The 25,807-nt window shown below is 57.3% G+C and carries 27 protein-coding genes and 3 tRNA genes; 17 read left to right on the top strand and 13 right to left on the bottom strand.

Translation table 11 applies throughout. The annotated features are described in order from the left end of the window. Positions 1-111: 111 nt before the first annotated feature. The 5 genes from AC2FIZ_RS06580 (at position 112) to AC2FIZ_RS06560 (ending at position 5,545) form a co-directional block, all read left to right on the top strand. Positions 112-1,062: an ABC transporter substrate-binding protein gene (locus AC2FIZ_RS06580; protein WP_142636848.1), complete on the top strand. Its 951-nt coding sequence runs from the start codon at positions 112-114 to the stop codon at positions 1,060-1,062. A 10-nt stretch (positions 1,063-1,072) separates the two neighbouring features. Continuing rightward, a complete protein-coding gene (locus AC2FIZ_RS06575; RefSeq protein WP_281994917.1) occupies positions 1,073-2,122 on the top strand; it encodes a quaternary amine ABC transporter ATP-binding protein in 1,050 nt (349 codons plus the stop codon). Beyond that, positions 2,119-4,182 (top strand): ABC transporter permease, encoded by a 2,064-nt coding sequence (locus AC2FIZ_RS06570; RefSeq protein ID WP_281972752.1) that lies wholly within the window; start codon positions 2,119-2,121, stop codon positions 4,180-4,182. Before AC2FIZ_RS06575 ends, AC2FIZ_RS06570 begins: the two co-directional genes overlap by 4 nt. Before the next feature lie 105 nt (positions 4,183-4,287). Beyond that, positions 4,288-4,953 carry an NnrU family protein gene (locus tag AC2FIZ_RS06565; RefSeq protein ID WP_142636854.1) on the top strand — a complete coding sequence of 222 codons (666 nt, stop codon included), beginning with the start codon at positions 4,288-4,290 and terminating at the stop codon, positions 4,951-4,953. 70 nt (positions 4,954-5,023) lie between these two features. Then, entirely contained in the window at positions 5,024-5,545 is a 522-nt protein-coding gene (locus AC2FIZ_RS06560) for a DUF2478 domain-containing protein (protein ID WP_281972753.1), read from the top strand. Between the two features lie 110 nt (positions 5,546-5,655). On the opposite strand, the gene AC2FIZ_RS06555 is transcribed toward AC2FIZ_RS06560, so the two are convergent. After that, positions 5,656-5,739 (bottom strand) — tRNA-Tyr (locus AC2FIZ_RS06555). Between the two features lie 116 nt (positions 5,740-5,855). Between AC2FIZ_RS06555 and rlmB the strand changes: the two genes are divergently transcribed. From rlmB to AC2FIZ_RS06535, 4 genes are all read left to right on the top strand, one after another. Beyond that, entirely contained in the window at positions 5,856-6,629 is a 774-nt protein-coding gene (gene rlmB, locus AC2FIZ_RS06550) for a 23S rRNA (guanosine(2251)-2'-O)-methyltransferase RlmB (protein ID WP_271949501.1), read from the top strand. A gap of 15 nt (positions 6,630-6,644) precedes the next feature. Then, complete coding sequence (locus AC2FIZ_RS06545) at positions 6,645-6,920, top strand: hypothetical protein (RefSeq protein ID WP_271949529.1); 276 nt, start codon at positions 6,645-6,647, stop codon at positions 6,918-6,920. A 108-nt stretch (positions 6,921-7,028) separates the two neighbouring features. After that, positions 7,029-7,475, top strand: a complete 447-nt coding sequence (locus AC2FIZ_RS06540; protein ID WP_271949503.1) for a YHS domain-containing (seleno)protein — start codon at positions 7,029-7,031, stop codon at positions 7,473-7,475. Positions 7,476-7,676: 201 nt separating this feature from the next. Beyond that, positions 7,677-8,147, top strand: a complete 471-nt coding sequence (locus AC2FIZ_RS06535) for a CoA-binding protein (RefSeq protein ID WP_496790784.1) — start codon at positions 7,677-7,679, stop codon at positions 8,145-8,147. A 4-nt stretch (positions 8,148-8,151) separates the two neighbouring features. On the opposite strand, the gene AC2FIZ_RS06530 is transcribed toward AC2FIZ_RS06535, so the two are convergent. From AC2FIZ_RS06530 to hisF, 3 genes are all read right to left on the bottom strand, one after another. Then, a complete protein-coding gene (locus tag AC2FIZ_RS06530) occupies positions 8,152-8,718 on the bottom strand; it encodes a hypothetical protein (RefSeq protein WP_142636866.1) in 567 nt (188 codons plus the stop codon). A gap of 61 nt (positions 8,719-8,779) precedes the next feature. After that, positions 8,780-9,097: a phosphoribosyl-ATP diphosphatase gene (locus AC2FIZ_RS06525; protein WP_281994915.1), complete on the bottom strand. Its 318-nt coding sequence runs from the start codon at positions 9,095-9,097 to the stop codon at positions 8,780-8,782. Then, positions 9,094-9,855 (bottom strand): imidazole glycerol phosphate synthase subunit HisF, encoded by a 762-nt coding sequence (gene hisF, locus AC2FIZ_RS06520; protein ID WP_281994914.1) that lies wholly within the window; start codon positions 9,853-9,855, stop codon positions 9,094-9,096. Before hisF ends, AC2FIZ_RS06525 begins: the two co-directional genes overlap by 4 nt. Before the next feature lie 170 nt (positions 9,856-10,025). Between hisF and AC2FIZ_RS06515 the strand changes: the two genes are divergently transcribed. Further along, positions 10,026-10,418 (top strand): DUF302 domain-containing protein, encoded by a 393-nt coding sequence (locus AC2FIZ_RS06515; RefSeq protein ID WP_496690916.1) that lies wholly within the window; start codon positions 10,026-10,028, stop codon positions 10,416-10,418. A gap of 1 nt (position 10,419) precedes the next feature. On the opposite strand, the gene hisA is transcribed toward AC2FIZ_RS06515, so the two are convergent. After that, the gene (hisA, locus tag AC2FIZ_RS06510) at positions 10,420-11,139 is read right to left on the bottom strand and encodes a 1-(5-phosphoribosyl)-5-[(5-phosphoribosylamino)methylideneamino]imidazole-4-carboxamide isomerase (RefSeq protein ID WP_496790783.1); all 720 of its coding nucleotides are present in this window, start codon (positions 11,137-11,139) and stop codon (positions 10,420-10,422) included. A gap of 134 nt (positions 11,140-11,273) precedes the next feature. Here hisA and AC2FIZ_RS06505 point away from each other — a divergent pair, with 134 nt between their 5' ends. Next, positions 11,274-11,681: a DUF2147 domain-containing protein gene (locus tag AC2FIZ_RS06505; protein WP_142636876.1), complete on the top strand. Its 408-nt coding sequence runs from the start codon at positions 11,274-11,276 to the stop codon at positions 11,679-11,681. Between the two features lie 4 nt (positions 11,682-11,685). Here the strand turns inward: AC2FIZ_RS06505 and hisH are convergent, their stop codons facing one another. Next, a complete protein-coding gene (gene hisH / locus AC2FIZ_RS06500) occupies positions 11,686-12,324 on the bottom strand; it encodes an imidazole glycerol phosphate synthase subunit HisH (RefSeq protein ID WP_496790781.1) in 639 nt (212 codons plus the stop codon). Beyond that, the gene (gene hisB / locus AC2FIZ_RS06495; RefSeq protein ID WP_142636880.1) at positions 12,325-12,912 is read right to left on the bottom strand and encodes an imidazoleglycerol-phosphate dehydratase HisB; all 588 of its coding nucleotides are present in this window, start codon (positions 12,910-12,912) and stop codon (positions 12,325-12,327) included. A gap of 154 nt (positions 12,913-13,066) precedes the next feature. Here hisB and AC2FIZ_RS06490 point away from each other — a divergent pair, with 154 nt between their 5' ends. Continuing rightward, on the top strand, positions 13,067-13,306 hold the full coding sequence (locus AC2FIZ_RS06490) for an Lrp/AsnC family transcriptional regulator (protein ID WP_142636899.1): 240 nt from the start codon (positions 13,067-13,069) through the stop codon (positions 13,304-13,306). On the opposite strand, the gene AC2FIZ_RS06485 is transcribed toward AC2FIZ_RS06490, so the two are convergent. From AC2FIZ_RS06485 to AC2FIZ_RS06475, 3 genes are all read right to left on the bottom strand, one after another. Further along, positions 13,303-13,458, bottom strand: a complete 156-nt coding sequence (locus AC2FIZ_RS06485) for a hypothetical protein (protein WP_185956685.1) — start codon at positions 13,456-13,458, stop codon at positions 13,303-13,305. The genes AC2FIZ_RS06490 and AC2FIZ_RS06485 overlap by 4 nt on opposite strands. 56 nt (positions 13,459-13,514) lie before the next feature. Further along, positions 13,515-13,589 (bottom strand) — tRNA-Gly (locus tag AC2FIZ_RS06480). Positions 13,590-13,622: 33 nt separating this feature from the next. After that, positions 13,623-13,697 (bottom strand) — tRNA-Gly (locus tag AC2FIZ_RS06475). Between the two features lie 201 nt (positions 13,698-13,898). On the opposite strand from AC2FIZ_RS06475, the gene AC2FIZ_RS06470 reads away from it, so the two are divergent. From AC2FIZ_RS06470 to AC2FIZ_RS06460, 3 genes are all read left to right on the top strand, one after another. After that, entirely contained in the window at positions 13,899-14,282 is a 384-nt protein-coding gene (locus tag AC2FIZ_RS06470; protein ID WP_496690910.1) for an MAPEG family protein, read from the top strand. A 226-nt stretch (positions 14,283-14,508) separates the two neighbouring features. Beyond that, positions 14,509-14,868 (top strand): hypothetical protein, encoded by a 360-nt coding sequence (locus tag AC2FIZ_RS06465; RefSeq protein ID WP_496701644.1) that lies wholly within the window; start codon positions 14,509-14,511, stop codon positions 14,866-14,868. Between the two features lie 50 nt (positions 14,869-14,918). Next, the gene (locus AC2FIZ_RS06460; protein ID WP_496790780.1) at positions 14,919-15,344 is read left to right on the top strand and encodes a hypothetical protein; all 426 of its coding nucleotides are present in this window, start codon (positions 14,919-14,921) and stop codon (positions 15,342-15,344) included. 52 nt (positions 15,345-15,396) lie between these two features. Here the strand turns inward: AC2FIZ_RS06460 and AC2FIZ_RS06455 are convergent, their stop codons facing one another. Next, a complete protein-coding gene (locus tag AC2FIZ_RS06455; protein WP_496790779.1) occupies positions 15,397-18,834 on the bottom strand; it encodes a pyruvate carboxylase in 3,438 nt (1,145 codons plus the stop codon). Positions 18,835-19,434: 600 nt separating this feature from the next. Further along, positions 19,435-21,222, bottom strand: a complete 1,788-nt coding sequence (locus AC2FIZ_RS06450; RefSeq protein WP_496689809.1) for a sensor domain-containing diguanylate cyclase — start codon at positions 21,220-21,222, stop codon at positions 19,435-19,437. A gap of 181 nt (positions 21,223-21,403) precedes the next feature. On the opposite strand from AC2FIZ_RS06450, the gene AC2FIZ_RS06445 reads away from it, so the two are divergent. Then, a complete protein-coding gene (locus AC2FIZ_RS06445) occupies positions 21,404-23,800 on the top strand; it encodes an ATP-dependent helicase (protein ID WP_142635059.1) in 2,397 nt (798 codons plus the stop codon). A 394-nt stretch (positions 23,801-24,194) separates the two neighbouring features. Here the strand turns inward: AC2FIZ_RS06445 and AC2FIZ_RS06440 are convergent, their stop codons facing one another. Continuing rightward, positions 24,195-24,419 (bottom strand): DUF1127 domain-containing protein, encoded by a 225-nt coding sequence (locus tag AC2FIZ_RS06440; RefSeq protein WP_142635057.1) that lies wholly within the window; start codon positions 24,417-24,419, stop codon positions 24,195-24,197. 918 nt (positions 24,420-25,337) lie between these two features. On the opposite strand from AC2FIZ_RS06440, the gene mraZ reads away from it, so the two are divergent. Next, positions 25,338-25,805, top strand: coding sequence for a division/cell wall cluster transcriptional repressor MraZ (gene mraZ / locus AC2FIZ_RS06435; RefSeq protein ID WP_496790778.1), 468 nt, complete (start codon positions 25,338-25,340; stop codon positions 25,803-25,805). The last annotated feature ends 2 nt before the right edge of the window (positions 25,806-25,807 follow it).

Raw genomic sequence — 25,807 nt, 5'->3', positions numbered from 1 at the left:
TTCTTCGCCAGTTTTTGTGCATGTTGCGACATGGATTTGTCACATGACAAGCCGACTGGCGCGAAACAACGCGCCGGACCGGGCAAAACGAATATTGCAGGGAGAAAATCAATGAAAAAACTGAGTGTAAGCCTGATGGCGCTGACCGTTGCAGGCTCTGCCTATGCCGCCGAGATGGGGGCCGTGGATCAGCCGATCAAACTGGCGATCAACGAATGGACTGGCCAGCACGTGACCACCCATGTCGCGGGTGAGATGCTGAAAGCTGCCGGATACAATGTGGAATATGTGACTGCAGGCATGATGAATCAGTTCCAGGCGTTGGCCGATGGTGACATCGACGCGACCCTGGAAATCTGGTCGTCCAACGTATCGGATGAATATGCCAAGAAGATCGACGAAGGCACCGTCGTTGAAATCGGCGATCTGGGCCTCGACGCCAAAGAAGGCATCGCCTATCCCGCGCATGTGGCTGATCTGTGTCCCGGCCTGCCCGCATGGGAAGCGCTGAAGGACTGCGCGCAGGTATTTGCGACGGCCGAAACGCTGCCCGGGGGCCGTCTGGTCGATTACCCGGCTGATTGGGGTACGCCCGGCGCTGACCGTATGGTGGGCCTGGATCTGCCGTTCAAAGCGGTTCCCGCAGGTTCCGAGGGGGCTTTGATAGCCGAGCTTCGGGCCTCGACCGAGCGCAACTCGCCGCTGCTGATCACCTTCTGGCAGCCGCATTGGGCTATGTCGGCCTATGATGTGCAATTCGTCGAACTGCCAGCCGGGGAAGACGCCTGTTTCACCGATCCCGCTTGGGGCCCGAACCCGAACGCTGTGAACGATTGCGATTTCTCGCCGTCGCGCATCTTCAAGGCGGGTTGGAGCGGTATGGAAGACAAATGGCCCGCAGCCTATGAAATCCTGACCAACTATCAGCTGGCGGTCGAAGATCAGCAGCCGATGATGGGTGCGATCGACGTTGATGGTGGTTCCGTCGAAGAGGTCGTCGCCGCTTGGATGGCTGAAAACGAAGGCAAATGGCGCCCTGTTGTTGACGCGGCAACGCAGTGAGCTGACATCAGTGACTGACGCAAATTCGCCAGCCATCGCCTGCCAGAATCTCTGGCAGGTGTTTGGCCCCGGCGCTGACAAAGCCCTGACCGACGCGCTGTCTCGGTCAGGGAATGACGCCGAAAAAGCCGCCGCCGATCTGCGGGAAAACGGGTTCATCCCCGCCGTTCAGGATGCCAATTTCGAGGTCAAGGAGGGCGAGCTGTTTGTGATCATGGGCCTGTCCGGTTCGGGCAAGTCCACTTTGATCCGCTGTATCTCGCAGCTTTTGCCGGGCACGGGTGGCGAAATCCGTGTGGATGGCGAGAACGTCATCGGCGCGTCAAAGAAAGCCATGACCGAGCTGCGCCGCAAAAAGCTGGGCATGGTATTTCAGCATTTCGGCCTGTTCCCGCATATGACCGTTGCCGAAAACGTCGCCTATCCGCTGCGTGTTCAGGGTGTTAGCCGCAAAGAGCGGATGGCCCGTGCGCAGGAGGTAATCTCGTTGGTCGGTCTGGAGGGGCGCGAAGACAGCTTCCCGCGTCAGCTTTCGGGTGGTCAGCGACAGCGTGTCGGGATTGCCCGGTCTCTGGCCGTGAACCCCGATATCTGGTTTTTGGACGAACCGTTCTCGGCCCTCGATCCCTTGATCCGCCGTCAGTTGCAGGATGAATTCCTGCGCATTCAGGCGACGCTGCAGAAATCCATCGTCTTCATCACCCACGATATTCAAGAGGCGCTGAAACTGGCCGACCGGATTGCCATCATGCGCGACGGCAAGATAGTCCAGATCGGTACACCCACCGATATCGTACTGCGCCCGGTGGATGATTACGTGCGAGAGTTTTCAAAGGATGTCGCCAAGGGTCAGCATGCCAAGGTCGCATCGGTCATGCGCCAAGACGGAGAGCGGGGACCAGATGACCCTGGCCTGACAACCTCGATGACATTGGACGCTGCATTGGCGCATTGCATGGAGTTATATGAACCGGTGCCCGTCAGGGATGCCGATGGTAACATCGTCGGAACGGTTCATCCGTCCGATCTGGCCGCCGCCCTGCAGGTTGATGAAACATGACTGTAGCGACGGAAGTTTCTGTGCCGCAGGCGCGCCTGAGCATTGGCGCGCGCGCCGCACTGTTCACAGTCATCGTCGGTGCGTTGTGTCTGGCGCTGGAAGGCGTCGCGCCCTGGCTGGTCAAATGGCCCGCAGGCTGGGAACTGCCTGCAACGCAATGGGTAGGCACGTTTCTGGACTGGTTCCTGAACGGGATCAAACCGGTGGCGCGGCTGTTTTCCGATCTCATGGCCTATCCCATGAACTGGGCCAACTTTGTGCTCGGCAATACGCCATGGCCCATCCTGATCGGTCTGGTGACTGCGCTGGGTTGGTATCTGGGCGGCTTGCCGATGGCGGCGCTGGGCTTTGTGGGCCTTAGCTTTGTGTTGGCATCGGGCTATTGGGCCGAAAGTATGAACACCCTAGCGTTAGTGGCCGTTTCCGTGCCAGTTGCGCTGATCATGGGCGGAGCTATCGGTATCCTTGCCAACGAAGTTCCGCGCGTGAAGTCATTTGTGCAGGCCGTGCTGGACGTGATGCAGACCGTGCCGACATTCGCTTATCTGACGCCGCTGCTGCTGCTGTTTGGTTTCGGTCCTGTGGTTGGGCTGATCGCCTCGGCCATCTATGCGGCCCCTCCGATGGCGCGCAACGTGATGTTGGGGCTGGAGCGGGTCGAACCGGAAATCAAAGAGGCTGCCATCATGTCCGGCGGCACGCGGTTTCAACAGCTGTTTCAGGTCGAGATCCCGGCTGCAGCCACGCAGATCATGGTCGGTGTGAACCAGTGCCTAATGGCTGCGCTGTCGATGGTTATCATCGCAGCCGTCATTGGCGGCTTCAACGATATCGGTTGGGAGGTTCTTCTGACCATGCGCAAGGCACAGTTCGGCGAAGCCTTGATGGCCGGTCTGGTGATCGTGGTCTTTGCCGTCGTCATCGACCGGATGAGCGGGACGCTGGCGACCGAACGTAAACGCTATGACCAGCGTGTCGCCTGGGCAGTAATTGGCGTTGCCGTGCTGTTCACCGCTGTCTTCTGGACCAGGCTGCCGAACCCGTCCGAACTGACCATTCTCGACCCGCTGGCCGGGGTGATTGACGGCGGGCTGACGGCGTTTACCCAGGCTAATGGGCCTTGGCTTGACGCGCTCAAGAACAACTCTTTGTTCTATGTGCTGCTGCCGCTTCGGATTGGTTTGGACCAGGCCGTGCTGCCGTTCACATGGGGTTTTCAGTGGACGCCCGTGATGAGCTATGGCCTGTTCGCCGCCGCCGCAGCGATTGCTGTGCTAATGGCATGGCGCGGACATCTGACCGGCGGGCTGGTGATGCTGATCCTGATCGGGATGCTGGAAACCGGCATTGCCAATCTGCCCTGGCCTTTCGTTCTGACTGCCGCCGCCGCGTTGGGTTGGGTGGCAGGGGGCTGGCGATTGGCGGCGCTTTCGGTCGGATTGCTCTGTACCATTCTTGTCTCGGGCCTGTGGGAACGCGCGCTGTTATCGCTGTATCTGAGCGGTGCTGCGGTGTTTTCCTGTGCCGTAGTCGGCGGTGTGATTGGTCTGGCCAGTGCGGTCTGGTTGCCTGTTTGGAAAGTGGTCCGCCCCGTCTGTGACATGTTGCAGACGATCCCACTGTTCGTGTTCCTGATTCCTGTGCTGATGGTGTTTCAGATCGGCGAGTTTTCGGCCTTTCTGGCAATCTGCGCCTATGCCGTTGTTCCGATGATCCGCTACACTCGGCACGGGCTGGTCAATACACCGGATGAGATGATGGAGGCCGCCATCTCTAGTGGCGCGACCGAGTGGCAGATCATGCGTGACGTGCGCGCGCCTTATGCTGCGCCGACTATCTTACTGGGTCTGAACCAGACCATCCTTTACGCCTTTGCCATGCTGGTGATCGCTGCGCTGATCGGAACCACCGGTCTGGGCCAGTCGATCTACCTTGCGCTGGGCCAGGCGGATGTGGGGTTGGGGATTTCAGCAGGGGCGGCGATGGCTATCCTTGCGCTGATAGCTGACCGCATCGTGCAGGGCTTTGCCGAGGAACGTCGCAAGGCGCTGGGCCTGTAAACATCGGCAGAAAGGCGGAACAACCGCCTCTCTGCCTCATTTGATTTCGGGCAAGGACGTTCCGGCGCCGGTAATTAAACCTGGCGCAAATGATCGGAGACTACCATGGCAGGCTGGCCCCTATTCTTTGCTGCACTGATAGCGTTTCTGGCGACCCATGCGATACCAGCGCGCCCCGCTGTGCGCGATCGTCTGATCACTACGTTCGGACGGCGCGGGTATTTCGTGGCTTATTCCATCTTGTCTCTGCTGGTTCTGGGTTGGTTGATCATCGCTGCAGCGCAAGCCCCGTATGTCGAGGTGATCCCACCCATTTGGATATTCCGCTGGATTCCCGTTCTGATGATGCCCGTTGTGTGCTGGCTCGCGGTTGCGGGCTTGACGATCCAGAACCCGTTTTCATTTGGTGGTTTAGGCCAGCGCCCGTTCGATCCGGAAAAGCCCGGCATTCTGCGCACCACGCGCCACCCGGTTTTGGTGGCGCTGTTGGTGTGGGCCGTCGCTCATCTGCTGGCCAATGGCAGCCTGTCCCACGTGATTTTGTTCGGTTTGTTTGCGGTATTTGCTGCGATGGGGCTGCCGCTGATTGATCGACGCAAATCCCGTCAGATGGGTGCTGAATGGGGTCGGCTGTCGCGCAACACTGCAAGGTTTTCTTTGCGTGCGCCACGCCCTTGGCCGCCTGTTTGGATCGGGTTTGTAGCGCTGGCGGCATTTGCAATCCTGCTTCACCTACACGAACCGGTGATCGGATTGTCTCCGCTGCCATAAGCTGAGTGGTGGTCGGGGCGGGTCGTGCGTGCTATTTGATGTTTCGAACTGTTGCGACAAGGGGATTTGCATGTACCTCGCCTATGTTACGACCACCGACCGCGGTGCAACCGACCGTCTGCTGAGCGCGGCTGCGGATCGCCTTTTGGCGGTAGATGCGCAGTTGGCGGGTGTGGTGCAAACCAACACCGAATGCGCCGACAGCAGCAAGTGCGACATGGACGTCCGTGTCCTGCCCGAGGGCGAGACCATCCGGATTTCGCAGTCTTTGGGTACTCAGTCGCGCGGCTGCCGTCTCGACCCTGCGGCACTTGAGCGGGCAGTTGGATATGTGACGGCATCGCTGGCAGAGAATCCCCAATTGCTGATCGTTAACAAGTTCGGCAAGCACGAGGCGGATGGGCGCGGTTTTCGCCCGGTCATCGCTGAAGCACTGGCGCAGGACATTCCGGTTCTTGTCGGGGTGAACGGTTTGAACACGGCCAAATTCGAAGAATTTACGGGCGGCGGTGCCGAGCAGATTGAGCCCGACCTTGAGGCGATCTTGGCCTGGTTTGACCGGGTCACTGCGCAACGTGAAGCTGCCGCCTGACAGAACGGTCATAAGGCGGGGCCATTGGTCCTGCCAATTTCTGCATGGTGCGGTGTGATCAGCCATCCATCACCCGCGCTGGCAAAGCTTGCTGGATGTCTGGAAGAAAATGGTGGGCGACCCTGGAATCGAACCAGGCGTGCGTCTCCGCGAGGGAGTTACAGTCCCCTGCCACACCTTGCGGCCTGTCGCCCACTGTCAGGCGTTGCACCTGACGTGGAGGCGTGATTACTAGCGCTCTAAAGGAGCGTCAACAGGAAAATACTGCTTTGACGCAGGAAACCGAATTCGCGGCCCGGAGGCCAAAGAAATGAAGAAACCCAAGTGGGTCGTCGAAAAAGAACAGGCGCGCAAAGCTGCCGCATCCGAAACTGTTTGGCTGTTTGGTCTGCATGCGGTGCGGGATGCGCTGATGAACCCAAACCGCACAAAATTGCACCTGATTGTGACACGGAATGCGCGGGACAAGCTGGTGGAAGCCATTGAATTTGCAGGTATTGAGCCCGAGATGGTTGATCCACGCAAATTTACCGCTCCGATCGACCCGGGGTCGGTTCATCAGGGCGCGGCCCTTGAGGTTAAGCCTTTGGAATGGGGTGGTCTGGCGGAAAACTGCATCGGGCGCGAACACCCGCGCGTCATTTTGTTAGACCGCGTGACCGACCCCCATAATGTCGGAGCGATTCTACGGTCAGCTGAGGTTCTTGGAGCCAGCGCTGTAGTCGGTATGCGCCATCACGCGGCGCCGGAAACTGGCGCGCTGGCTAAGACCGCCAGCGGTGCACTGGAACGTCAACCCTATCTGCGGGTGCGTAACCTGGCTGATGCCATTGTCGAGTTGCAGGGAATGGGGTTTCTGGTCCTAGGACTGGACGGCGAGGCGGACGACACGATCGAGGCCGCCTTGAGAGGTAACCCGGACCAGCCAGTGGCATTGGTGTTAGGCGCAGAGGGACCGGGCCTGAGGCAAAAAACCAAAGAAACCGTCGACAAGTTGGTCAAAATTGACGCTGTGGGCGGGTTTGGTTCTCTCAATGTCTCAAATGCGGCGGCGATTGCCCTATATGCTTCTAGGCAAAGATAACGACAGGAGAACGCCATTTCCACGCCATCCAAAATTGCGACCTGCTGTTACTGTGGGACCCGGGCAGCGCTTGTTCTAAAAGGCACGCAGCGCCAAGAGCTCAGTTGTTCAAGCTGCGGTGCCCCGCTGCATAACCTCAAGATGATGCCAAAGCGCAAACTGGACGATGCCAAGGCGAACCGTCAAACAGCCAAGCAGGATCGTCCCTACAAGAGCAAAAAGAAGAAAAAAGGCGTTTTCTCACGGGTGCTGGATGAAGCCTGGGATGTGATCGAGGACATTTTCGACTAAAGGCTGGCGTTGACGGTTCGAATGTTCACAAGCGCGTTAAAAGGGGTTTCAGTCGCGATAATAAATTGCATCTTGATACCCTGAGTTTCTATTTGTGATCCGATGACCATGAACAGACGTTTCCTTTTTGGCGCGATTGCCGCCTGTGTGATTGCTCTTCCTGCGTTTGCGCAGGATCTGCCCGTCTTCTATCGGACGGACGGTGCAGCCATGGCCGGATATGATGCGGTGTCCTATTTCAATGGCGAAACACCTGTTCGGGGTCAGCCTGAATACGCGGTTATGTGGAAAGGCGCCGAATGGCACTTTGCCACCGCTGAGAATCGGGATGCGTTTGAGATGAATCCGCGTGCCTATGCACCTCAGTTCGGCGGGTACTGCGCCTTTGCAATGGCGCAAGGAGAGCTTGTCAGCACCGATCCGACTATTTGGCAGGTGATTGACGGTCGGCTATATCTAACCCACTCGCCAGAAATCGAGCGCATCTGGCAACGCGATACCGCAGCTTATATCCGCGAGGCCGAGGCGCATTGGCCAAGCGTTCTGTATGAATAACAGGGCGGCGGTCGTTTTTTTCTGATCTGTCATCACAAAATTGCGCGCTACCTCTTTTTTTCTCTGAACTCATGCTTAAATGTCACAGTGACCGCGGAACGGAACTGCCGCGGGTCATTTCACTGTCCCTCGTTCCAACAACTGGCGCTCAGGTATTCCTGGGCGCTTTTTTCTTTTGGAAAGGGCGACTAGGGTGCGCAAATGACTGAATATTCCGATGATTTCCTGACCCAGATTCTAAAGCGTACCAAGACCATTGCGGTGGCGGGCGTGTCGATGAATCCGGTGCGACCCAGCTATTATGTGGCGCGGTATTTGTCACTCAGGGGATACAAAGTGATCCCTGTTAACCCCGGCCATGCGGGCAAGATGCTGTTTGGCCAGACAATCCGTACGTCGCTATCCGAGATTTCGGAACCGGTAGACATGGTCGATATCTTTCGCCGATCCGAAGCTGTACCACCCATAGTGGACGAGGCGCTTGAGGCGTTTCCCAATCTGCGCACAATCTGGATGCAGATTGGAATAGAACATGCCACGGCTGCGGCCACAGCGCAGGCGCGCGGGGTGGATGTCGTGATGAACCGCTGTCCGAAGATCGAATATCAGCGTTTGTTTGGCAAATTGCGCATGGGTGGTTTTGCCACCGGAATGATTTCGTCGAAACTCTGAGCGGTTATTCACCGAGATATGGTTGGAGTTCGCCGAATTGTTCCAAACGCCGCTTTTCCAGAACCACTTCGCGCGGAACCCAGTCATAGCGCGTGTCTTGTGGTAAGGGCGTCCAGTACAGCACGCCGCCATAGCGCCAGGGGTCCAGCACAACACCGTCATACATTGTCTCGCCTTTGCGACTGATGATTGCCGTGCTGTGGTCGATCCGGAACGGGTTGTCGGCATTAGCGATGGCGCGGTGCATTTCCAGCGTCTGGAAGTTTTCCTGATCCAGCCGCCGTTCGATATCCTCGGCCCAGTGCCAACACAGTCCTCGCGGCTTCAGGCCCTTGTTGACTTTGGCATTGTGGATCAGTGGCGGGTCGGTGATCTGATATTCCTGAGCCAGTTGATCGGTGTAGGCATAGGCAATGCGCGCGGCGCGGTTGGCCTCTTCAGGGTCGATGTCAGGCCCGAGGTTGCGGATTTCAGACGCCAGGCGCTGAACTTCATCACTGGTGGACGGCGGGGCAATTGCGCAGGACCCCAGAACGGCTAGCGCCAGTCCAAATACCAAAGCTCTGATCATCTGCGCACCCTTTGACCTGCGAACCTGTCAGGATCAGAATAATGGATCGACAACACCTGCGTCACCCCTTGGGTCGCGCGGCCTTTTCCGCGATGCCGCTGGTGCCCTGACGCCGGGCCAGTTCGGCCAGCACATCATCCAGCGCCACATCGCGCGCGGCCAGCATGACCAGCAGGTGATACAGTACATCCGCCGCCTCTGAGGTCAGCTTGGCCTGATCGCCCTTGACCGCCTCAATGATGGCCTCAACCGCCTCTTCGCCGAATTTCTCGGCGCATTTCTCGGGGCCTTTGGCCAACAGCTTGGCGGTCCAGCTGCCTTCAGGATCCGTCCCTTTGCGGGCCTCAATCGTTTGGGCCAGGTCGTGGAGAATGCTCATGTCAGCCTCATCGGGATGCCAGCGGCGGCCATGTGTTCCTTGGCCTCGCGGATGGTGTATTCGCCGAAGTGAAAGATCGATGCGGCAAGGACAGCGCTGGCACCGCCTTCGGTGACGCCTTCGACCAGATGATCCAGAGTTCCAACCCCGCCCGAGGCGATCACTGGCACATTCACAGCATCCGAAATGGCACGTGTCAGCGGCAAGTTGAACCCGGCTTTGGTACCATCGCGATCCATCGAGGTCAGCAGAATTTCACCCGCGCCCTTGGCAACGACGGTTTTGGCGAACTCAACCGCGTCGATGCCAGTGGGCTTGCGTCCGCCATGAGTAAAAATTTCCCACTTGCCGGGACTGACAGTCTTGGCGTCGATGGCACAGACGATGCACTGGCTGCCGAATTGATCGGCGGCTTGGGCGATCACATCCGGGTTTGCCACTGCCGCCGAGTTGAAGCTGACCTTGTCTGCACCGGCCAGCAACAGAGCGCGCACGTCTTCCTTGGTCCGCACGCCGCCGCCAACGGTCAGGGGTACAAAGCACTGTTCCGCTGTGCGCTGCACCACATCGAACATGGTCCCGCGGTTTTCATGGGTGGCATGGATGTCCAGAAAGCAAATCTCGTCAGCGCCTGCCGCGTCATAGGCCTTGGCGGATTCCACCGGGTCACCCGCATCGCGCAGGCCAACAAAGTTAACACCTTTGACAACGCGGCCATCGGCGACATCCAGACAGGGTATGATACGGGTTTTCAGCATCTCTCGTCCTTTGTTGGCGCACCTCTAACGGCAAAGCCCCGCCGATGCCAGACTTGTGATTGTCACAACTCTGGAACCTGTGAAAACTGTCCCCAATTCATCAGGAGATCAATGAGATGCGTAGACTCTTTTTAGCAACCACTTTCATTTTCGCAGGAGCAGCTGCCGCAATGGCTGACGATATCATCAAGATGAAGACCGACAAATCGGTGACCCAGGCGCTGGACGCGCTTGAGACGGCGATTGGCAACGCGGGTGCAACGGTTTTTGCGCGGATCGACCACGCCGCCGGAGCTGAAAAGGTCGGAACGCCGATCCCGCCCAATCAGGTGCTGATTTTCGGCAATCCTGCGCTGGGTACGCCTGCAATGCAGATCGACCCCCGTGCCGGACTGTTCCTGCCGCTCAAGGTGCAAGCGTATGAAGATGCCGACGGTCAGGTTTGGCTGATCTATGAAGATCCAAAAGAGACGATGGATGAGTTCGACGCGGTCGAAAACTCTCCCATCATCGAGAAAATGCGCGGGGCGCTGGCAAAGCTGACTGCGGCTGCCGCGCAGTAAATCAGGTCAGGGCGCGAATGGCCTCTGCCAGGTCAATCGCGCCGTCATACAGCGCCCGGCCGGAAATCGCGCCGTTCAGTTCCACACCGCAATCACGCAGAGCAATCAGATCATCCAATGAGCTGACGCCGCCTGACGCGATCACTGGGATCGATACGGCACCGGCCAAGTCCGCGGTGGCCTCAATGTTAGGGCCCTGCATCGCGCCATCGCGGTTGATATCGGTATAGATGATTGCAGCAACGCCGGCATCCTCGAAGCTGCGCGCCAGATCAGTGACCTGCACATTCGTCTCTTCAGCCCAGCCTTTGGTCGCGACCATGCCGTTGCGGGCATCAATGCCAACGGCAACTTTGCCGGGAAAGGCTTTGGCCGCCTTGCGCACCAGATCCGGGTTCTCGACCGCGATTGTGCCCAGAATCACTCGGGCCAGACCTTTGTCGATCCAGGTTTCAATGGTGGCCATGTCGCGGATACCGCCGCCAAGCTGGGCGGGAACGTTGCATTCCTTCAGAATTGCCTCGACTGGGGCGGCGTTGACCGGCTCACCGGCAAAGGCACCGTTCAGGTCAACCAGATGTAGCCATTCGCACCCCGCGTCGACAAAGGCACGGGCCTGGGCGGCGGGGTCTTCATTGAACACGGTCGCTTTGTCCATTTCTCCGCGCAGCAGGCGCACGGCCTGTCCGTCTTTGAGGTCGATGGCAGGATAGAGGATCATGTTGTCAGGCCTTGAATCGCTGTTTTCCCGGCGGGATATCGCACAGGCAGGGTAGGGGATGCAACGCGACGCAAAGTCAATCTTGCCCCACGTCCACCAGCGCGCCAGACTGCTGGTCAAATAGGGAGGATTTTATGAAGAAAACAACTTTTGCAGCAGCCTTGGGGCTGGCATCTCTGATTTCGGGAGCGGCGATGGCCGACCCGGTTGACGGTCTTTGGAAAACCCAGCCCGGAGACACCGGCGGATATCTGCATGTTTCGATTGCCGAATGCGGCAGCGCGATTTGCGGTACCATCGATACCGCTTTTGACAAAGACGGGAATGAACAGTTGGAATATGAAAACCTCGGCAAGCAGATCATCTGGGATATGGTGCCCGATGGCGACGGCACCTATGGCGGGGGCAAGATCTGGGCTCCGGACAGAGACAAGACCTACAGCTCGAAAATGACCCTGGACAGCCAGAACAAGCTGACCGTCAAAGGTTGTGTTGCGGGTGGATTGGTGTGTCGCGGGCAGGACTGGACACGGGTTCAGTAACCGCTCAGGGCGTCCAGGTCAGGAAATTCCCGATCATGCGCAGGCCCACATCCTGGCTTTTCTCAGGATGGAACTGCATCCCGACCATAGTGTCACGGCCAATTACGGCCGTGACGTCCTGACCGTAATCCACATAGGCCAGACGCTGTGCCGGATCGCTGACCCGGAAATGGTATGAGTGGACGAAATAGGCGTGATCGCCTGATGTGACCCCGGAAAAGACAGGGTGTTCGCTTTCCAACACCAGATCGTTCCAACCCATATGCGGCACTTTCAGCGACCGGTCTGACGGCGCAATCTGCACCACATCCCCAGCAATCCAGTCCAACCCATCGGTGTCAGTGTACTCATGACCTTTCGAGGCCATCAGCTGCATACCCACGCAGATACCCAGAAATGGGCGGGCTTTCTGCTCGACCGCTTCGACCATCGCGTCATAGATACCCTTGTGTCCGCGCAGCTCAGCCGCGCAGGCAGGGAATGCGCCGTCGCCGGGCAGCACCAGCCGGTCGGCGCGTGCAACGACATCCGCGTCTGAAGTTACTACGACCTCGCCGGCGTCCAGTTCCCGCGCCATGCGCTGAAACGCCTTTTCAGCGGAATGCAGATTGCCGCTTTCATAGTCGATAATGGCGGTGAGCATTTACAACGCGCCCTTGGTCGACGGAATCGCATCTGCTTTGCGCGCATCGGTCTCAACCGCGTCGCGCAATGCGCGCGCGACAGCTTTGAACGCCGCTTCTGCGATGTGGTGGCTGTTGAACCCGTGCAACTGGTCGATATGCAGCGTGATGCCGCCATGAGTGGCCAGCGCCTGAAAGAACTCGCGCACCAGTTCAGTGTCGAAGGTGCCAATCTTGGGTGTCGGCAGGTCTACGTTCCAGATCAGAAACGGTCGCCCTGACAGATCCAGCGCACAGCGCACCTGTGCATCGTCCATCGGCAGGTGACATTCGCCATACCGCCGGATGCCCTTTTTGTCGCCCAAGGCCTGTGTCAACGCTTGCCCCAGTGCGATTCCGGTATCCTCGACCGTGTGGTGGTCGTCGATGTGGTAATCGCCCTTGGCGCGGATCGTCATGTCGATCAGAGAATGGCGCGCTAACTGATCCAGCATGTGGTCAAAGAAACCGACGCCGGTCTGATTGTCATACTGGCCAGTCCCATCCAGATTGACCTCGACCGTGATCTCGGTTTCGGCGGTCTGACGGCTGATCTTTGCGCTGCGCATGGGCGAATTCCTTTTACTACAGGCGTGCTTATAGACGGGGTAGGGCGGGTTGATCCAGACCATCCGTCGCAATCGCCGCAAACTGTTGCAGGGGATTGCGCCCGGGCGCAGCCCATGTCAGCCTGCGGCCAACTCAACCAACAAGGCCCGGCCCATGTCCACCTGTGTTTTCATCCAGATCCGCTGCAAACCCGGCACCACTTACAAGGTGGCTGAAGAGATCGCGTTGCGCGAAATCCACTCGGAGCTCTACTCTACCAGCGGCGAATATGACCTGCTGCTGAAGCTTTACATCCCCGAGGCCGAGGATGTGGGACATTTCATCAATGAAAATCTGCTGGTGATCTCGGGTATAGAACGCTCGCTGACCACAATGACGTTCAAGGCCTTCTAGCCCTGCTCAAACGTTGTCACGCGGAAGATTCGGTCCGGGTCGTGATCGGAGTACTTCGGCGCGGTGTCAAAGACGTTCTTATGCGCCGTCCGCGCGGCCAATGTGAAGGTGGCTTTGTTCGGTTGCGGCATATGAACATATACGCGGGTCATGCTTTTTCAGCAGGCCGCGCCATAAGAAAACAGCGTTGAGTGAGAGGGTTTGTATCTGGAGCGGGCGAGGCGATTCGAACGCCCGACCCTAACCTTGGCAAGGTTATGCTCTACCCCTGAGCTACGCCCGCATCAGATACATATTTGGTCCGGAGACCTCTCAATGGAGCGGGCGAGGCGATTCGAACGCCCGACCCTAACCTTGGCAAGGTTATGCTCTACCCCTGAGCTACGCCCGCGCCGTTGAGTGAGGCGTGAAGTATTAATTCTGGCGGAAAGCTGCAAGGGGAAAAACGCGACTTTTGCAAAAAATCTTCTCGTGCGGAGGAAATCCAGACAGACTTGACCTCGCGTAGCAGCAGCCCAGTTCAACTGGACCGGTCGAGATTCCGCGTTAAGCTTTGCCCAGAGCTTAGGAATATTAATAGACGGAGCCACCCATGCTGACAATTACACCGGTTTATGCGGCATTAGCCGCCTTTTTGTATCTGGCGCTGAGCCTTCGGGTCATTGGCCACCGACGGGGCGAAAAGGTTTCCTACGGGGATGGTGGCAAGGGGCAAATGATCAAGGCGATCCGGACTCATGGCAATTTCGCCGAATACGCGCCGTTTGCGCTGTTATTGATGGCAATGGTTGAATTGCAGGGCGCCAGCGGGTTGCTGTTGAACCTGTTGGGATTGGCCTTGCTGGGTGGTCGCCTGCTTCATGCATATGGGTTTGGCAGGTCTCCGCAGATCGTTATCCTCAGGCAAATCGGAATGCTGCTGACATTTGGTTCAATCCTCGTAGCTGCAATAGCCAATATTGTGTTGGCGGTGTGAGCGCGGTGGGTCGCTCACGCCGAAAAAGGCCACCGTTTTACCCAGATTCAATTATTAACTAACTGTCAACGTTGTCTCAGGTGCTTGATTTTGTGGTATCTGCTGCCACTGCTCAAGAAGGACAGGTGAATAATATGAAGCGGTTCTTGTTACTTTCGCGTGTAGTTGCACCTCATTTCTGCTGCTTGGCGCTGTAAGCTTTGTGGCAGTTGTTGCCGCACCTGATATGGCCATCGCCAAAAATGGTGGCGGCAAAGGCAATGGCGCTGGCAAAGGCAATGGTGGTGGAAATGGGAACGGCGCGGATAAGTCTGGCGACAAGTCCTCACAGGTGAAAGGTGGCAAGTCCTCGGGTAAAAAGGGGACGGGCAAAGGGTTGCTCGCCAGTCTTGGCCTAAAAAAGCAAAAAACTGCCAAAACGGGCGCTACGACTCAAAAGAAAAACGGGCTGGTCGCTTCGATTGGTAATCTGGTCAAGGGCAATAAGAAACCTGCCAAGATGACCAAAGTTACCACTGCTGTCGTTGATGAGAAGCCGGTTCACCCCAACAAGCACGGCAAATTGCATCGGAGCTTAAAGGTCTGAACGCGGCCCATGCCAGCCAAACGGCTCTTATGAATGCGTCCCCGAACAGTATGCCAGGAAAGCTGCACTCTTATCAGCAGAACATCCTTGGTCATACCGACGCGACGACAGATCTGCAGGATAAGAACGACGATCTGGAAGACCTGCAGGAACTGACCGCAGAAGAGATCGAAGAGGCCTATGAGCCGACCGAGGACGAGCTTGCCGAGGGCATCACCGCTCAGGACAAGTACGACGACGCGGTCGAAGAGGCTGAGCTGGCTGTAGAGGAGGCCGAGACAAACCTGGCCGGATCATCTGACCCGCAAGAGGCTCTGGATACTCTGACCGGCGGTCGCGAGTTGTCTGACGACGCCCTGAACGAGCTGCGCGACCTGCTGGGTCTGCCGGCGCTTGCGGATTATGATGTTTCTGATGATGAAACAGAAAAGGAATTGGTCGAAGATGAGGTTGAAGAAGAAACCGTAGACGGCTGAACCTTAACCCAATGAAATGGAAAAGGCGCGCCCCAGAGGCGCGCCTTTTTTGCTATTCCAGCTCGATCAGCAGGTCCTTGGCGTCAATTTGGCCGCCTGGCTGAACGTGGATGGCTTTGACTACGGCGTCCCTTTCGGCGTGAATGCCAGTCTCCATCTTCATGGCCTCGATGGTCAAAAGCATATCGCCTTCTTTGACCTCTTGTCCCGCAGTAACCGCAACGGTTGCCACGACACCCGGCATCGGTGCGCCGATATGTGCGAGGTTGCCGATTTCTGCTTTGGGTCGGGCCTGCGTGGTTGATGTCACCAAACGGTTTGGCACCCGGATCACACGGGGCTGACCGTTCAGTTCAAAGAACACTTTGACCTCACCATTTTCATCGGTTTCACCGATGGCCTGACAGCGAATTTCCAGAGTCTTGCCGGGATCGATTTCCGCGGCGATCTCCTCGCCGGGCTCCATTCCATAGAAGAATGTGCGCGTGGGCAGGGTGCGGACGGGGCCATAAATCCGGTGGCGACCCATGTAATCAAGGAACACCTTGGGATACATCAGGTATCCGTTCAGATCCTCGTCGTCGACCTCTTTGCCGTCAAGTTGTTTGGACAGTTCGGCGCGCGTTTCCTCCAGATTGACCGGGGGTACGTCTTTGCCGGGGCGGTCAGTGTTGGGGCTTTCGCCCTTAAGCGCCTTGCTGATGATCGCATCAGGGAACCCGCCCGGAGGCTGCCCCAGATTGCCGCGCATCATGTCGATGACCGAATCCGGGAAGGCCACATCCGAGTCCGGGTTTTCGACATCGGCGCGCGTCAGCCCCTGGCTGACCATCATCAGCGCCATATCGCCAACCACTTTTGACGAAGGCGTGACTTTGACGATATCGCCGAACATCTGGTTCACGTCCGCATACATCTGCGCCACTTCATGCCAACGCTCTTCCAGGCCAAGGCTGCGCGCCTGAGCCTTGAGGTTGGTGAACTGGCCACCAGGCATCTCGTGCAGATATACCTCGGATGCGGGGGCCTGCAGGCTGGATTCAAAGGCCGCATACTGGCCTCGGACCACCTCGAAATAGTCGCTGATTTCGCGGATGGCCTTGATGTCCAAACCGGTGTCGCGTTCCGTATGGCGCAGCGCTTCGACCACAGTGCCCAATGTCGCCTGAGAAGTGTTGCCACTGAAGCTGTCCATTGCGCAATCTACTGCGTCCACACCCGCTTCGGAGGCGGCCAGAATGGTGGCGCTGGCGATACCGGCAGTGTCGTGCGTGTGGAAGTGGATTGGCAACCCGACCTCTTCTTTCAGCGCACGGATCAAAATCTTGGCCGAGGCTGGTTTCAGCAGGCCGGCCATGTCTTTCAGGCCCAGAATATGAGCCCCGGCATCGCGCAGCTCTTTCGCCATGCCGACATAGTATTTTAGGTCATATTTGGCACGGTTCGGGTCCAGAATATCGCCAGTATAGCAAACGGTGCCTTCACAGATTTTACCGTTCTCGACCACCGCATCCATCGCGACACGCATATTTTCGACCCAGTTGAGAGAGTCGAAGACGCGGAACACGTCGATATTTTCTGACGCCTGACGAACGAATTCCTGCACCACGTTGTCGGGGTAATTGGTGTATCCAACCCCGTTTGCGCCGCGCAAAAGCATCTGGGTCATCAGGTTCGGCATCACCTCGCGCAGGTCACGCAGACGTTGCCACGGACATTCCTGCAAGAACCGATAAGCCACATCGAATGTGGCGCCGCCCCAGCATTCGACGCTGAACAGCTGCGGCAGGTTGGCCGCATAGCTCGGGGCTACTTTGATCATGTCGATCGACCGCATCCGCGTCGCCAGCAGCGACTGGTGCCCGTCGCGCATCGTGGTGTCGGTGATCAGCAACTGGCGCTGAGCCTTCATCCAATCGGCCACCGCCTGCGGGCCCTTTTGTTCTAGCAGATTGCGGGTGCCCATCTGCGGCTCACTTTTCAGAGCCGGGGCCTTGGCCTCTTTCAGATCGGTACGCGGTTCGGGACGATCCTTGGTTTCAGGATGCCCATTCACGGTGATATCCGCAATATAGGTCAGAACCTTGGTGCCCCTGTCACGGCGTCGTTTAAAGGTGAACAGCTCGGGCGTCGTGTCGATGAACTTGGTGGTGTATTCATTCGACAGGAAGGTCGGGTGTTTCAGCAGGTTGATGACAAAGTCGATATTGGTGCTGACGCCACGAATACGGAACTCGCGCAGCGCTCGGTCCATTCGCGAAATCGCGGCCTGTGGCGTCGGGGCCCAGGCCGTGACCTTGGTCAGCAGCGAGTCGTAGTACCGCGTGATTACACCACCCGCATAGGCCGTGCCGCCATCTAGGCGAATACCCATGCCAGTAGCTGAGCGGTATGCGGTGATGCGACCGTAGTCGGGAATAAAGTTGTTCTGTGGGTCTTCGGTTGTGATCCGGGTCTGAAGGGCATGACCGTTCAGGTGCACATCCGCTTGGCTGGCGGCGCCGGTGGCTTCGGCCAACGATTTGCCCTCGGCGATCAGGATCTGTGCCTGCACAATGTCGATACCTGTGACTTCCTCGGTGACGGTATGTTCCACCTGAACGCGCGGGTTCACCTCGATGAAGTAGAACTTGCTGGTTTCCATATCCATCAGGAACTCGACGGTGCCTGCGCATTCATAATTTACATGGGCGCAAATCTTGCGGCCCAGTTCGCAGATTTCCGCGCGTTGTTCTTCGCTGAGATACGGGGCAGGCGCGCGTTCCACGACTTTCTGATTACGGCGCTGGACCGAGCAGTCGCGCTCATACAGGTGGTAAATTTCACCATGTTTGTCGCCCAGAATCTGCACCTCGACATGGCGGGCGCGGATAATCATCTTTTCCAAATAGCCCTCGCCATTGCCAAAGGCAGCCTCGGCTTCGCGGCGGCCTTCCAGGACTTTTTCTTCCAGTTCGTCCTCGGATTCGATTGGGCGCATGCCGCGGCCACCTCCGCCCCAGGATGCTTTGAGCATCAGGGGATATCCGATCTCTTTGGCTTGTGACCGGATCGCGTCCATATCGTCACCCAGCACTTCGGTCGCAGGGATTACCGGAACTCCGGCGGCGATGGCCACGCGGCGGGCGCTGGCCTTGTCGCCCAAGGCGCGCATGGTTTCGGCCTTTGGTCCGATGAAGGTGATCCCGTTCTGGACGCAGGCATCCACGAAATCTGGGTTTTCCGACAACAAGCCATAGCCCGGGTGGATGGCATCCGCACCACATTCCTTGGCCACGCGAATGATCTCGTCAATGCTGAGGTAAGCGGCAACCGGCCCCATCCCCTCGCCGATGCGATAGGCCTCGTCCGCCTTGAAACGGTGCAAGCCAAGCTTGTCCTCTTCCGCATATACGGCGACTGTGCGTTTGCCCATCTCATTCGCTGCGCGCATCACGCGAATAGCAATCTCGCCGCGGTTGGCGATCAGGATCTTGTCGAAATGTGTCATATCAGGTCCCGGTCCTGTTTGTTTGGCGAACTTCTAGGCGAACAATACGCGCAGGTATATCGGTGATTTGGGTAGAACCGGCATGTTAACGCTCGCAAACGCCTCCTGTTGGTGAATGCTTGATAGCCTTGCTGCGCTGCGGCATCAAGACTGGTGAATTGCGGCGTGATTTGGCGTGTTCATTATGAACTTTTTGGCCACGGTCGGCAGGTGCTTTGCCAAGTTTCGACTAGCAGGCAAGTTGCGCGCATGGTCGTGCCGGGTGCCGAGCCGATTGACTTCAAGCACGTTGGGAATGAAAGGCCTGACCGCGCCCGGTTTTCGTGGATGTGCAGCCCTGAGAGGTTTCGGGCAGATCGTTTGCGTGCTGCTTGCCTCAAATCATTGCGTTACTTCTTTATCCGATCCTCTGAAAGATCACCGACCGTTTAAGAGTCTAGGGATTGTGCCGCTCAAAGGCGATAGGGCTGGCTAGGACGGTTGGCAAGATCGCGATGTGGCCAAGATCTTGGAGAAAGCTAACAAGTATAGAAGTGGCTACCTTGCCCGCGCAATCAGGCGCCGGGTAAGTGAAGTTTTTGCTAAGTATTAGCTAGAGCTTCACGCCGCCGCGACTGGGCCTGAAGTCCGAACCTTTTGGCCGTTGCTATCAGCGGACCCGGTTTCGGTTGGCGTTCCCTTGGCGACTTGCACCTGATTGCGCCCTTTGTCTTTTGCCATATACAGCGCGTCATCGGCGGCGCGCATTAAATCTTGCGGCATGGTGCCGTGCGCCGGGTAATGCGATAAACCAACCGAAATCGTTATTCGCGGCAGCGACTTGTCACCGTATCGGACCGAAACCGCTTCGACCGACTGCCGTAATTTCTCGGCACGGCTCACCGCGTCATCCGGGGTGTTGTCCGGCAAGATCAGCATGAATTCCTCTCCACCAATACGGCAGGCAACCTCGTCGCGGTCACAGCCCTGTTCCAAGGCGGCTCCGACTGCGCGCAGCACCATGTCGCCTGCATCATGGCCATGAGTGTCGTTGAACTTCTTGAAATGATCGACATCAACGGCGATCAGGCTCAGCGGTACACCGGTCTGTTGACTGCGTGAAATAGACTTGCGCAGGGTTTCCGTCATATGACGACGGTTGAACAGTCCGGTCAAAGGATCACGCACGGACTGGTCGTGCAGCTGATCGCGCATCCTCACATTTGCAATGGCCATGCTGATCTGTTCAGCGCAGAGCTGCGCCAGTTTCCTGCTGACGTGAAACTCTTCTTCGCAGTTTTCATGTGCCCGAAGATGCAACAATCCAACCGTCTCGCCATGAGCCAGAATTGGAAAGCAGAAATATTGGCGCCCGTCATGCGGTTCGGCATGCTCGCAGATGAAGTCAATCTCTGAGGCGCCGAATTCATATGTGCGTCCTCGGCGCAGGCCCCAGCAACCCTCTGGGTGGATATGTGCCTTATGGGTGCCGCCGTTCCAACTGGCGCAGCCATCAAGCACATCGCGCGAGTTCGAGTAGACGTAAACGCTGCCCTCTGCTTCAGGCAGGATATGGGTCATAAAACGTGAGACCATGTCGAACAGCTCATCCAGAGAACGGCTGGATTGCAGCCACTCGTTCAGCTCCCCTAGCAGCCGCACCTCACGCGCCAGCCGCAACTGGTCAGCCATCAGATCACGCTCTTTCTCGGATTGTTTGTGCAAAGAGCGCAGTTGCGCCCGGTTGGTCCTGTAGGTCACCAATGACACCATCGCCAGCGCCAACAGGGCCACACCGCTTAGAACGATCAGCGAAATTCTCAGCCGGGTTATGAAGGTCGCCCGCAAATCCGAGATATCGGTAAAAAACTCTATCGCACCGATGAAGCGACCGTTTTTGGTAACCGGCATAAAGACTTTGACTATGTGATGCGCACTGGAGTTCTGAATGTTGCCTGTGTGCAAGTCCAAGCCGTCAATCTCGGATAGGGGCACAACCTCTTGTAAATAGTACACCATTCCCCGGGCAACGTCGGCGCGAAAGAACGCGCTGTCTTCGCGCAAGCCGACCTCACCTTGACGAGTGGACCAGACCACGCGTCCACTCGTGTCGAACAACCTGAACCGGTAGACATCCGATGCTTCGGGCATCGAGGTCAGAAACTCTGCGTCATGCCCGTCTATATGGCCGGTTCGCAGCGTTGTTTCGGGGTCTTCAAGGTGCAAAACAACCCGGCGTTTCCACAATTCTGACTGTTTGAGGATATCTGTCCGCAGCATCCGTTCCACCAAGGGCGCAGGAAGCCTATAGACACCCCAACCCGCACCAATGGCGAGGCTGATCAGCAATAGGGTGATCCCGGTCCATTTGAGTCGATGATTGATCGTCCCCCGCTCAGCCAATGCCATATCCATATGCTCCCAAACCTTTGGGCCAAGCATCTGACCTAAGGCTTTACAGAGAGTTAATGGCATCAGTCGAACACCGCTTCATTTGGTTAGAATTGAACGCAAGGAAAATCTTAAAAGCTTGTGAACAAGCCGTGAACAAAGCCTTTCCCTTTGCGCCCATCCGGCGTAGTTTGAGAGTATGAGCAGTTTTGACGAAATGGACGCCTTCGAGGGCGCATTGCTGTCGGCGCGGGCGATGCCTGCGGTGGCTGTCGACTATTTGAACGACCTCAACCCGGCACAGCGCGAAGCGGTCGAGCGGCTGGACGGTCCGGTTTTGATGCTGGCAGGTGCCGGCACGGGCAAGACCAAGGCACTGACAGCGCGGATCACCCATCTGCTCAGATCGCATCGGGTACGCGAGAACGAGATTTTGGCCGTGACCTTCACCAACAAGGCCGCGCGCGAGATGAAAGAACGGGTCGGGCGCATGCTGGGCCGACCTGCCGAAGGGATGCCGTGGCTGGGAACGTTCCACGCGATCTGCGTCAAACTGTTGCGCCGCCATGCCGAACTGGCGGGCCTCAAGTCGAATTTTACCATTTTGGATACGGATGACCAAAAGCGTTTGCTCAAGCAACTGACTCAGGCAGCCAATATCGACGACAAACGCTGGCCTGCGCGGATGCTGGCCGGGATCATTGATGACTGGAAAAACCGCGCGCTGACGCCAGATAGGGTGCCTGCTGCGGATGCCGGAGCTTATAATAACAAAGGCATTGAGCTTTATGCCCAATACCAGACCCGCCTGCGTGAGCTAAATGCGGTGGATTTCGGCGACCTGCTGTTGCACATGGTCACGATCTTTCAAACCCATCCGGATGTTCTGGAGCAATACCAGCGCTGGTTCCGCTACATCCTTGTCGACGAGTATCAGGATACCAATGTCGCCCAATATCTCTGGCTGCGGCTGCTGGCCGGGGGGCACAAGAATATCTGTTGCGTCGGCGATGATGACCAGTCGATCTATGGCTGGCGCGGGGCCGAGGTAGGCAACATCCTGCGGTTCGAGAAAGATTTTCCCGGTGCTTTTGTGGTTCGGCTGGAACAGAACTACCGCTCGACCCCGCATATTCTGGCGGCGGCTTCGAACGTTATTCGGGGCAATGAAAGCCGGTTGGGCAAAGAGCTTTGGACCGACAGAGAAGAGGGTGAAAAGGTTCGCCTGATTGGCCATTGGGATGGTGAGGAAGAGGCGCGTTGGATCGGAGAAGAGATCGACGCGATGCAGAGCGGGACGCGTGGCGTGCGCCCGATGAACCTGGACGAAATGGCTATCCTCGTGCGCGCGTCGCACCAGATGCGCGCGTTCGAGGATCGGTTCCTGACCATCGGGATGCCCTACAAGGTGATCGGCGGGCCACGGTTTTATGAGCGGATGGAGATTCGCGATGCCATGGCCTATTTCCGGTTGGTGGTCAGCCCCGAGGATGATCTGGCGTTCGAGCGGATCGTAAACACGCCCAAGCGCGGCCTTGGGGACAAGGCGCAGCAGACCATTCAAGTGGTGGCGCGTGAAAACGGGGTGTCCCTGGTCGAAGGGGCGCGGATCGTGGTCGAGCAGGGGCTGATCAAGGGCAAGGGTGGCAAGGCGCTGCGCGAGTTGATCGACGGGCTGGCTCGGTGGAATGCGATGACACGCGGACCACGGATCGAAGTGGATGATGACACCGTCATTGATGACGGGGTGTCTCCGATCCGCTATGGCGCGCCCGAGCACACGCATATCGAACTGGCGCAGATCGTGCTGGATGAATCCGGCTATACCGCCCATTGGCAGAATGAGAAAACGCCCGAGGCGCCGGGGCGGCTGGAAAACCTCAAGGAACTGGTCAACCAGCTGGACAATTTCGAGAACCTGCAAGGGTTCTTGGAACATGTCAGCCTGGTCATGGACAATGAAAAGGAAACGGATGGGGCAAAGGTCTCGATCATGACTTTGCATGCGGCCAAGGGGCTGGAGTTTCCCGCCGTGTTCCTGCCGGGTTGGGAGGATGGCTTGTTCCCGTCGCAGCGGTCGATGGACGAGACCGGAATCAAGGGGCTCGAAGAGGAACGGCGCCTGGCCTATGTGGGCATCACCCGTGCCGAAGAGGTCTGTACGATTTCCTTTGCCGCCAACCGCCGGGTGTTCGGGCAATGGCAGAATTCGATGCCATCACGGTTTATTGACGAACTGCCCGAGGAGCATGTCGAGGTTCTGACGCCTCCGGGACTCTATGGCGGGGGGCAGCCCTCGGCCGGGATCGAAACCCGTGCGGCTGAGGCAAATGTCTATAACTCACCCGGCTGGAAACGGCTGCAGGCGCGGCAGGGACAATATGGCATGTCGCAACCGCGCGAAACCCGCAACACGGTGATCGACGCAACCGCGGTGGCAAGTTTCACACTGGGTGAACGGGTGTTTCACAAGAAATTCGGCTATGGCGCAGTGGAGGGCATCGAGGGCGACAAGGTTGAGGTCGCGTTCGACAAGGCGGGCACCAAGAAGGTTGTTGCCCAGTATCTTTTTCCGAAGGACGACGTTCCGTTCTAACCAAAAGGAATGCGCCTGACGGCGCATGCTCAATGTTTTGAAAGGCGCCTGGGTGGGCGCCTTTTTCTTTGGGAGAAACGAAAAGCGGCGGTTCCCAGGGAGGAGGAAGGAAACCGCCGTTCTTTTCAACACCAGGGCAGGGAGGAGGAGAGCCCCGATGTATCCGAACCCGGGTTTGATCCCGGTATGAGGAAGACGCGGCGACGTCAGGGAGGAGGAGAGACGTCGCCGCGTACTTTCAACATCAGGGCAGGGAGGAGGAAAGCCCCGATGTATCTGCTTCCGGCGTTCAGGGCCGGTATAAAAGGCGGCAACGTCAGGGAGGAGGAGAGACGTTGCCGCAGATTACAGACCCAAGGGAGGAGTAGGGTCTGATCTCTGTATTGCTGTGCGCTTAACGCGCGAATTGTTCTTCTGCGGCCTGCATTGCCAGCCGACGGATCATTGAGCGGTGCAGGCCCAGGTCGGCCAACTCGCGATCGGACAGCTCGGACAGTTCGTTAACCGTCTGGCGGTAGGCCCGATAGCGTGCAAACCGGGTCTTTGCGGTTTCGATCATCGAAGCCAGGCCGAATGCCGGAGCGCTTCTCAGAGCGGTTTGTTGTGTTGCTACACCCATCTGCGTAACCCGTTTCGTATGTTGGTGCCGAAGTGTTTCGGCGTTTGCTTGAGGATGAAAATAAGCAAATGCTGCGATCGCACAATAGCTGACGTCGTCAATGCTGCTATGCAGCAAATGCATGGATATCAAAGAGTTGAATGTTGGCAATCGAATATGCCTTAAAAATATGGGTTTGAGTTGCGCCAAGGGTGTCGCTCCTAACCCGGTTCCACTGAAAACCATAGGATCGTTACGTAAGGTCCGATTGCTTCGGTACGGTTATCGAAGCAGCCGAACGGCTGTGCTCGTGCGTATATGGGAAATCGTGGGTTCAGGTGGCTTTTAGTAACTTGGGAGTGCGTGGGAACCGAGCCACCTTTGTTGATTCGTAGTTTGGAATGGAGGATTTGCTGGCTCTATCTACGGGGAATCGACGAAAGTAAAAAAATGTTGGGAATTCATGGGACGCTCAGAATTGCTCTGATTTATCTATATATGGTTACTATAAGGTAGTTGTATCCTAATTATGGTGTATAAATTGAGTTTCCATTCATTTTCTTATCGATTACATTGTGAGTTGGGGCATGAGTGTGAGAAATTTTCTATTGATTTCCATGAATTCCCATGTCATCCCTTAGTTATCCGATGAGGACGAGGCACATGGGGCGCTAAACGACCCCGAACCAATAAAATCAGGTTTCATACAGGCTTCTCGCTTTCATCAATCAAGAGATCCGGCGCGCGGGCGAGCAGACATCCCCCCAGGTGGCGCGCGCAGCTGGACATCCCGCAAAGCGGGTCAATGCGGCGGGTTGATCAGTGGCAGCAGATCAACCCGCCGTTTTAATTCTGGGGGGAGTGAGAATTTCAAGTGGGGCGCAAGCGAAAGGGACAGTCGTCTTGGCGCGCAGGTTTAGAGGTGAAAGCCACCATAAGGTGGACACGAAGGGCAGGGTATCAATCCCGGCCTCGTTTCGCCGTGTGCTTGAAGCTTCTGATCCCAACTGGAAGCCCGGTGACAATCCCGAACTTGTAATTGTTTATGGCGATCACCGGCGCAAATTCCTTGAATGCTATACTATGCAGGCGATTGACGAGGTTGACGCCAAGGTCGATGCGCTTCCGCGCGGTTCGATGCAGCGGAAAACCCTGCAGCGTATGTTCCACGGGCAATCCTTTCCGACCAATGTGGACGAGACCGGGCGTCTGGTCCTGCCTGCCAAGCTGCGCAGCAAGATTGACCTAGAGGGCGAAGCCTTCTTTATTGCTGCCGGCGACACGTTCCAGATCTGGAAGCCTGAAACCTATGAGTCTGATGAATTGGCGGCGGCCGAAGAATGGCTGGATGATCAGCCCGAAGATTTTGACCCTCTGGTGTTCCTAGATGGCGTCGGGGACGCGTGACG

The organism is Ruegeria sp. CDSB022, from assembly GCF_059611145.1.
This window is presented reverse-complemented; position numbering and strand designations above follow the sequence as displayed.

Bases quoted from the DNA above. Each gene is read 5' to 3' on its own strand.
- AC2FIZ_RS06470 (WP_496690910.1), top strand. From the start codon at position 13,899: ATGCTGACAATTACACCGGTTTATGCGGCATTAGCCGCCTTTTTGTAT.
- hisA (WP_496790783.1), bottom strand. From the start codon at position 11,139: ATGATCCTCTATCCTGCCATCGACCTCAAAGACGGACAGGCCGTGCGC.
- AC2FIZ_RS06440 (WP_142635057.1), bottom strand. From the start codon at position 24,419: ATGGGTGTAGCAACACAACAAACCGCTCTGAGAAGCGCTCCGGCATTC.
- hisB (WP_142636880.1), bottom strand. From the start codon at position 12,912: ATGCGCAGCGCAAAGATCAGCCGTCAGACCGCCGAAACCGAGATCACG.
- AC2FIZ_RS06565 (WP_142636854.1), top strand. From the start codon at position 4,288: ATGGCAGGCTGGCCCCTATTCTTTGCTGCACTGATAGCGTTTCTGGCG.
- AC2FIZ_RS06450 (WP_496689809.1), bottom strand. From the start codon at position 21,222: ATGGCATTGGCTGAGCGGGGGACGATCAATCATCGACTCAAATGGACC.
- AC2FIZ_RS06445 (WP_142635059.1), top strand. From the start codon at position 21,404: ATGAGCAGTTTTGACGAAATGGACGCCTTCGAGGGCGCATTGCTGTCG.
- AC2FIZ_RS06525 (WP_281994915.1), bottom strand. From the start codon at position 9,097: ATGAGCATTCTCCACGACCTGGCCCAAACGATTGAGGCCCGCAAAGGG.
- AC2FIZ_RS06560 (WP_281972753.1), top strand. From the start codon at position 5,024: ATGTACCTCGCCTATGTTACGACCACCGACCGCGGTGCAACCGACCGT.
- rlmB (WP_271949501.1), top strand. From the start codon at position 5,856: ATGAAGAAACCCAAGTGGGTCGTCGAAAAAGAACAGGCGCGCAAAGCT.
- AC2FIZ_RS06570 (WP_281972752.1), top strand. From the start codon at position 2,119: ATGACTGTAGCGACGGAAGTTTCTGTGCCGCAGGCGCGCCTGAGCATT.
- AC2FIZ_RS06580 (WP_142636848.1), top strand. From the start codon at position 112: ATGAAAAAACTGAGTGTAAGCCTGATGGCGCTGACCGTTGCAGGCTCT.
- hisF (WP_281994914.1), bottom strand. From the start codon at position 9,855: ATGCTGAAAACCCGTATCATACCCTGTCTGGATGTCGCCGATGGCCGC.
- AC2FIZ_RS06485 (WP_185956685.1), bottom strand. From the start codon at position 13,458: ATGACCCGCGTATATGTTCATATGCCGCAACCGAACAAAGCCACCTTC.
- AC2FIZ_RS06455 (WP_496790779.1), bottom strand. From the start codon at position 18,834: ATGACACATTTCGACAAGATCCTGATCGCCAACCGCGGCGAGATTGCT.
- AC2FIZ_RS06460 (WP_496790780.1), top strand. From the start codon at position 14,919: ATGCCAGGAAAGCTGCACTCTTATCAGCAGAACATCCTTGGTCATACC.
- AC2FIZ_RS06535 (WP_496790784.1), top strand. From the start codon at position 7,677: ATGACTGAATATTCCGATGATTTCCTGACCCAGATTCTAAAGCGTACC.
- AC2FIZ_RS06465 (WP_496701644.1), top strand. From the start codon at position 14,509: ATGGCCATCGCCAAAAATGGTGGCGGCAAAGGCAATGGCGCTGGCAAA.
- AC2FIZ_RS06515 (WP_496690916.1), top strand. From the start codon at position 10,026: ATGGCTGACGATATCATCAAGATGAAGACCGACAAATCGGTGACCCAG.
- hisH (WP_496790781.1), bottom strand. From the start codon at position 12,324: ATGCTCACCGCCATTATCGACTATGAAAGCGGCAATCTGCATTCCGCT.
- AC2FIZ_RS06540 (WP_271949503.1), top strand. From the start codon at position 7,029: ATGAACAGACGTTTCCTTTTTGGCGCGATTGCCGCCTGTGTGATTGCT.
- AC2FIZ_RS06530 (WP_142636866.1), bottom strand. From the start codon at position 8,718: ATGATCAGAGCTTTGGTATTTGGACTGGCGCTAGCCGTTCTGGGGTCC.
- AC2FIZ_RS06490 (WP_142636899.1), top strand. From the start codon at position 13,067: ATGTCCACCTGTGTTTTCATCCAGATCCGCTGCAAACCCGGCACCACT.
- AC2FIZ_RS06505 (WP_142636876.1), top strand. From the start codon at position 11,274: ATGAAGAAAACAACTTTTGCAGCAGCCTTGGGGCTGGCATCTCTGATT.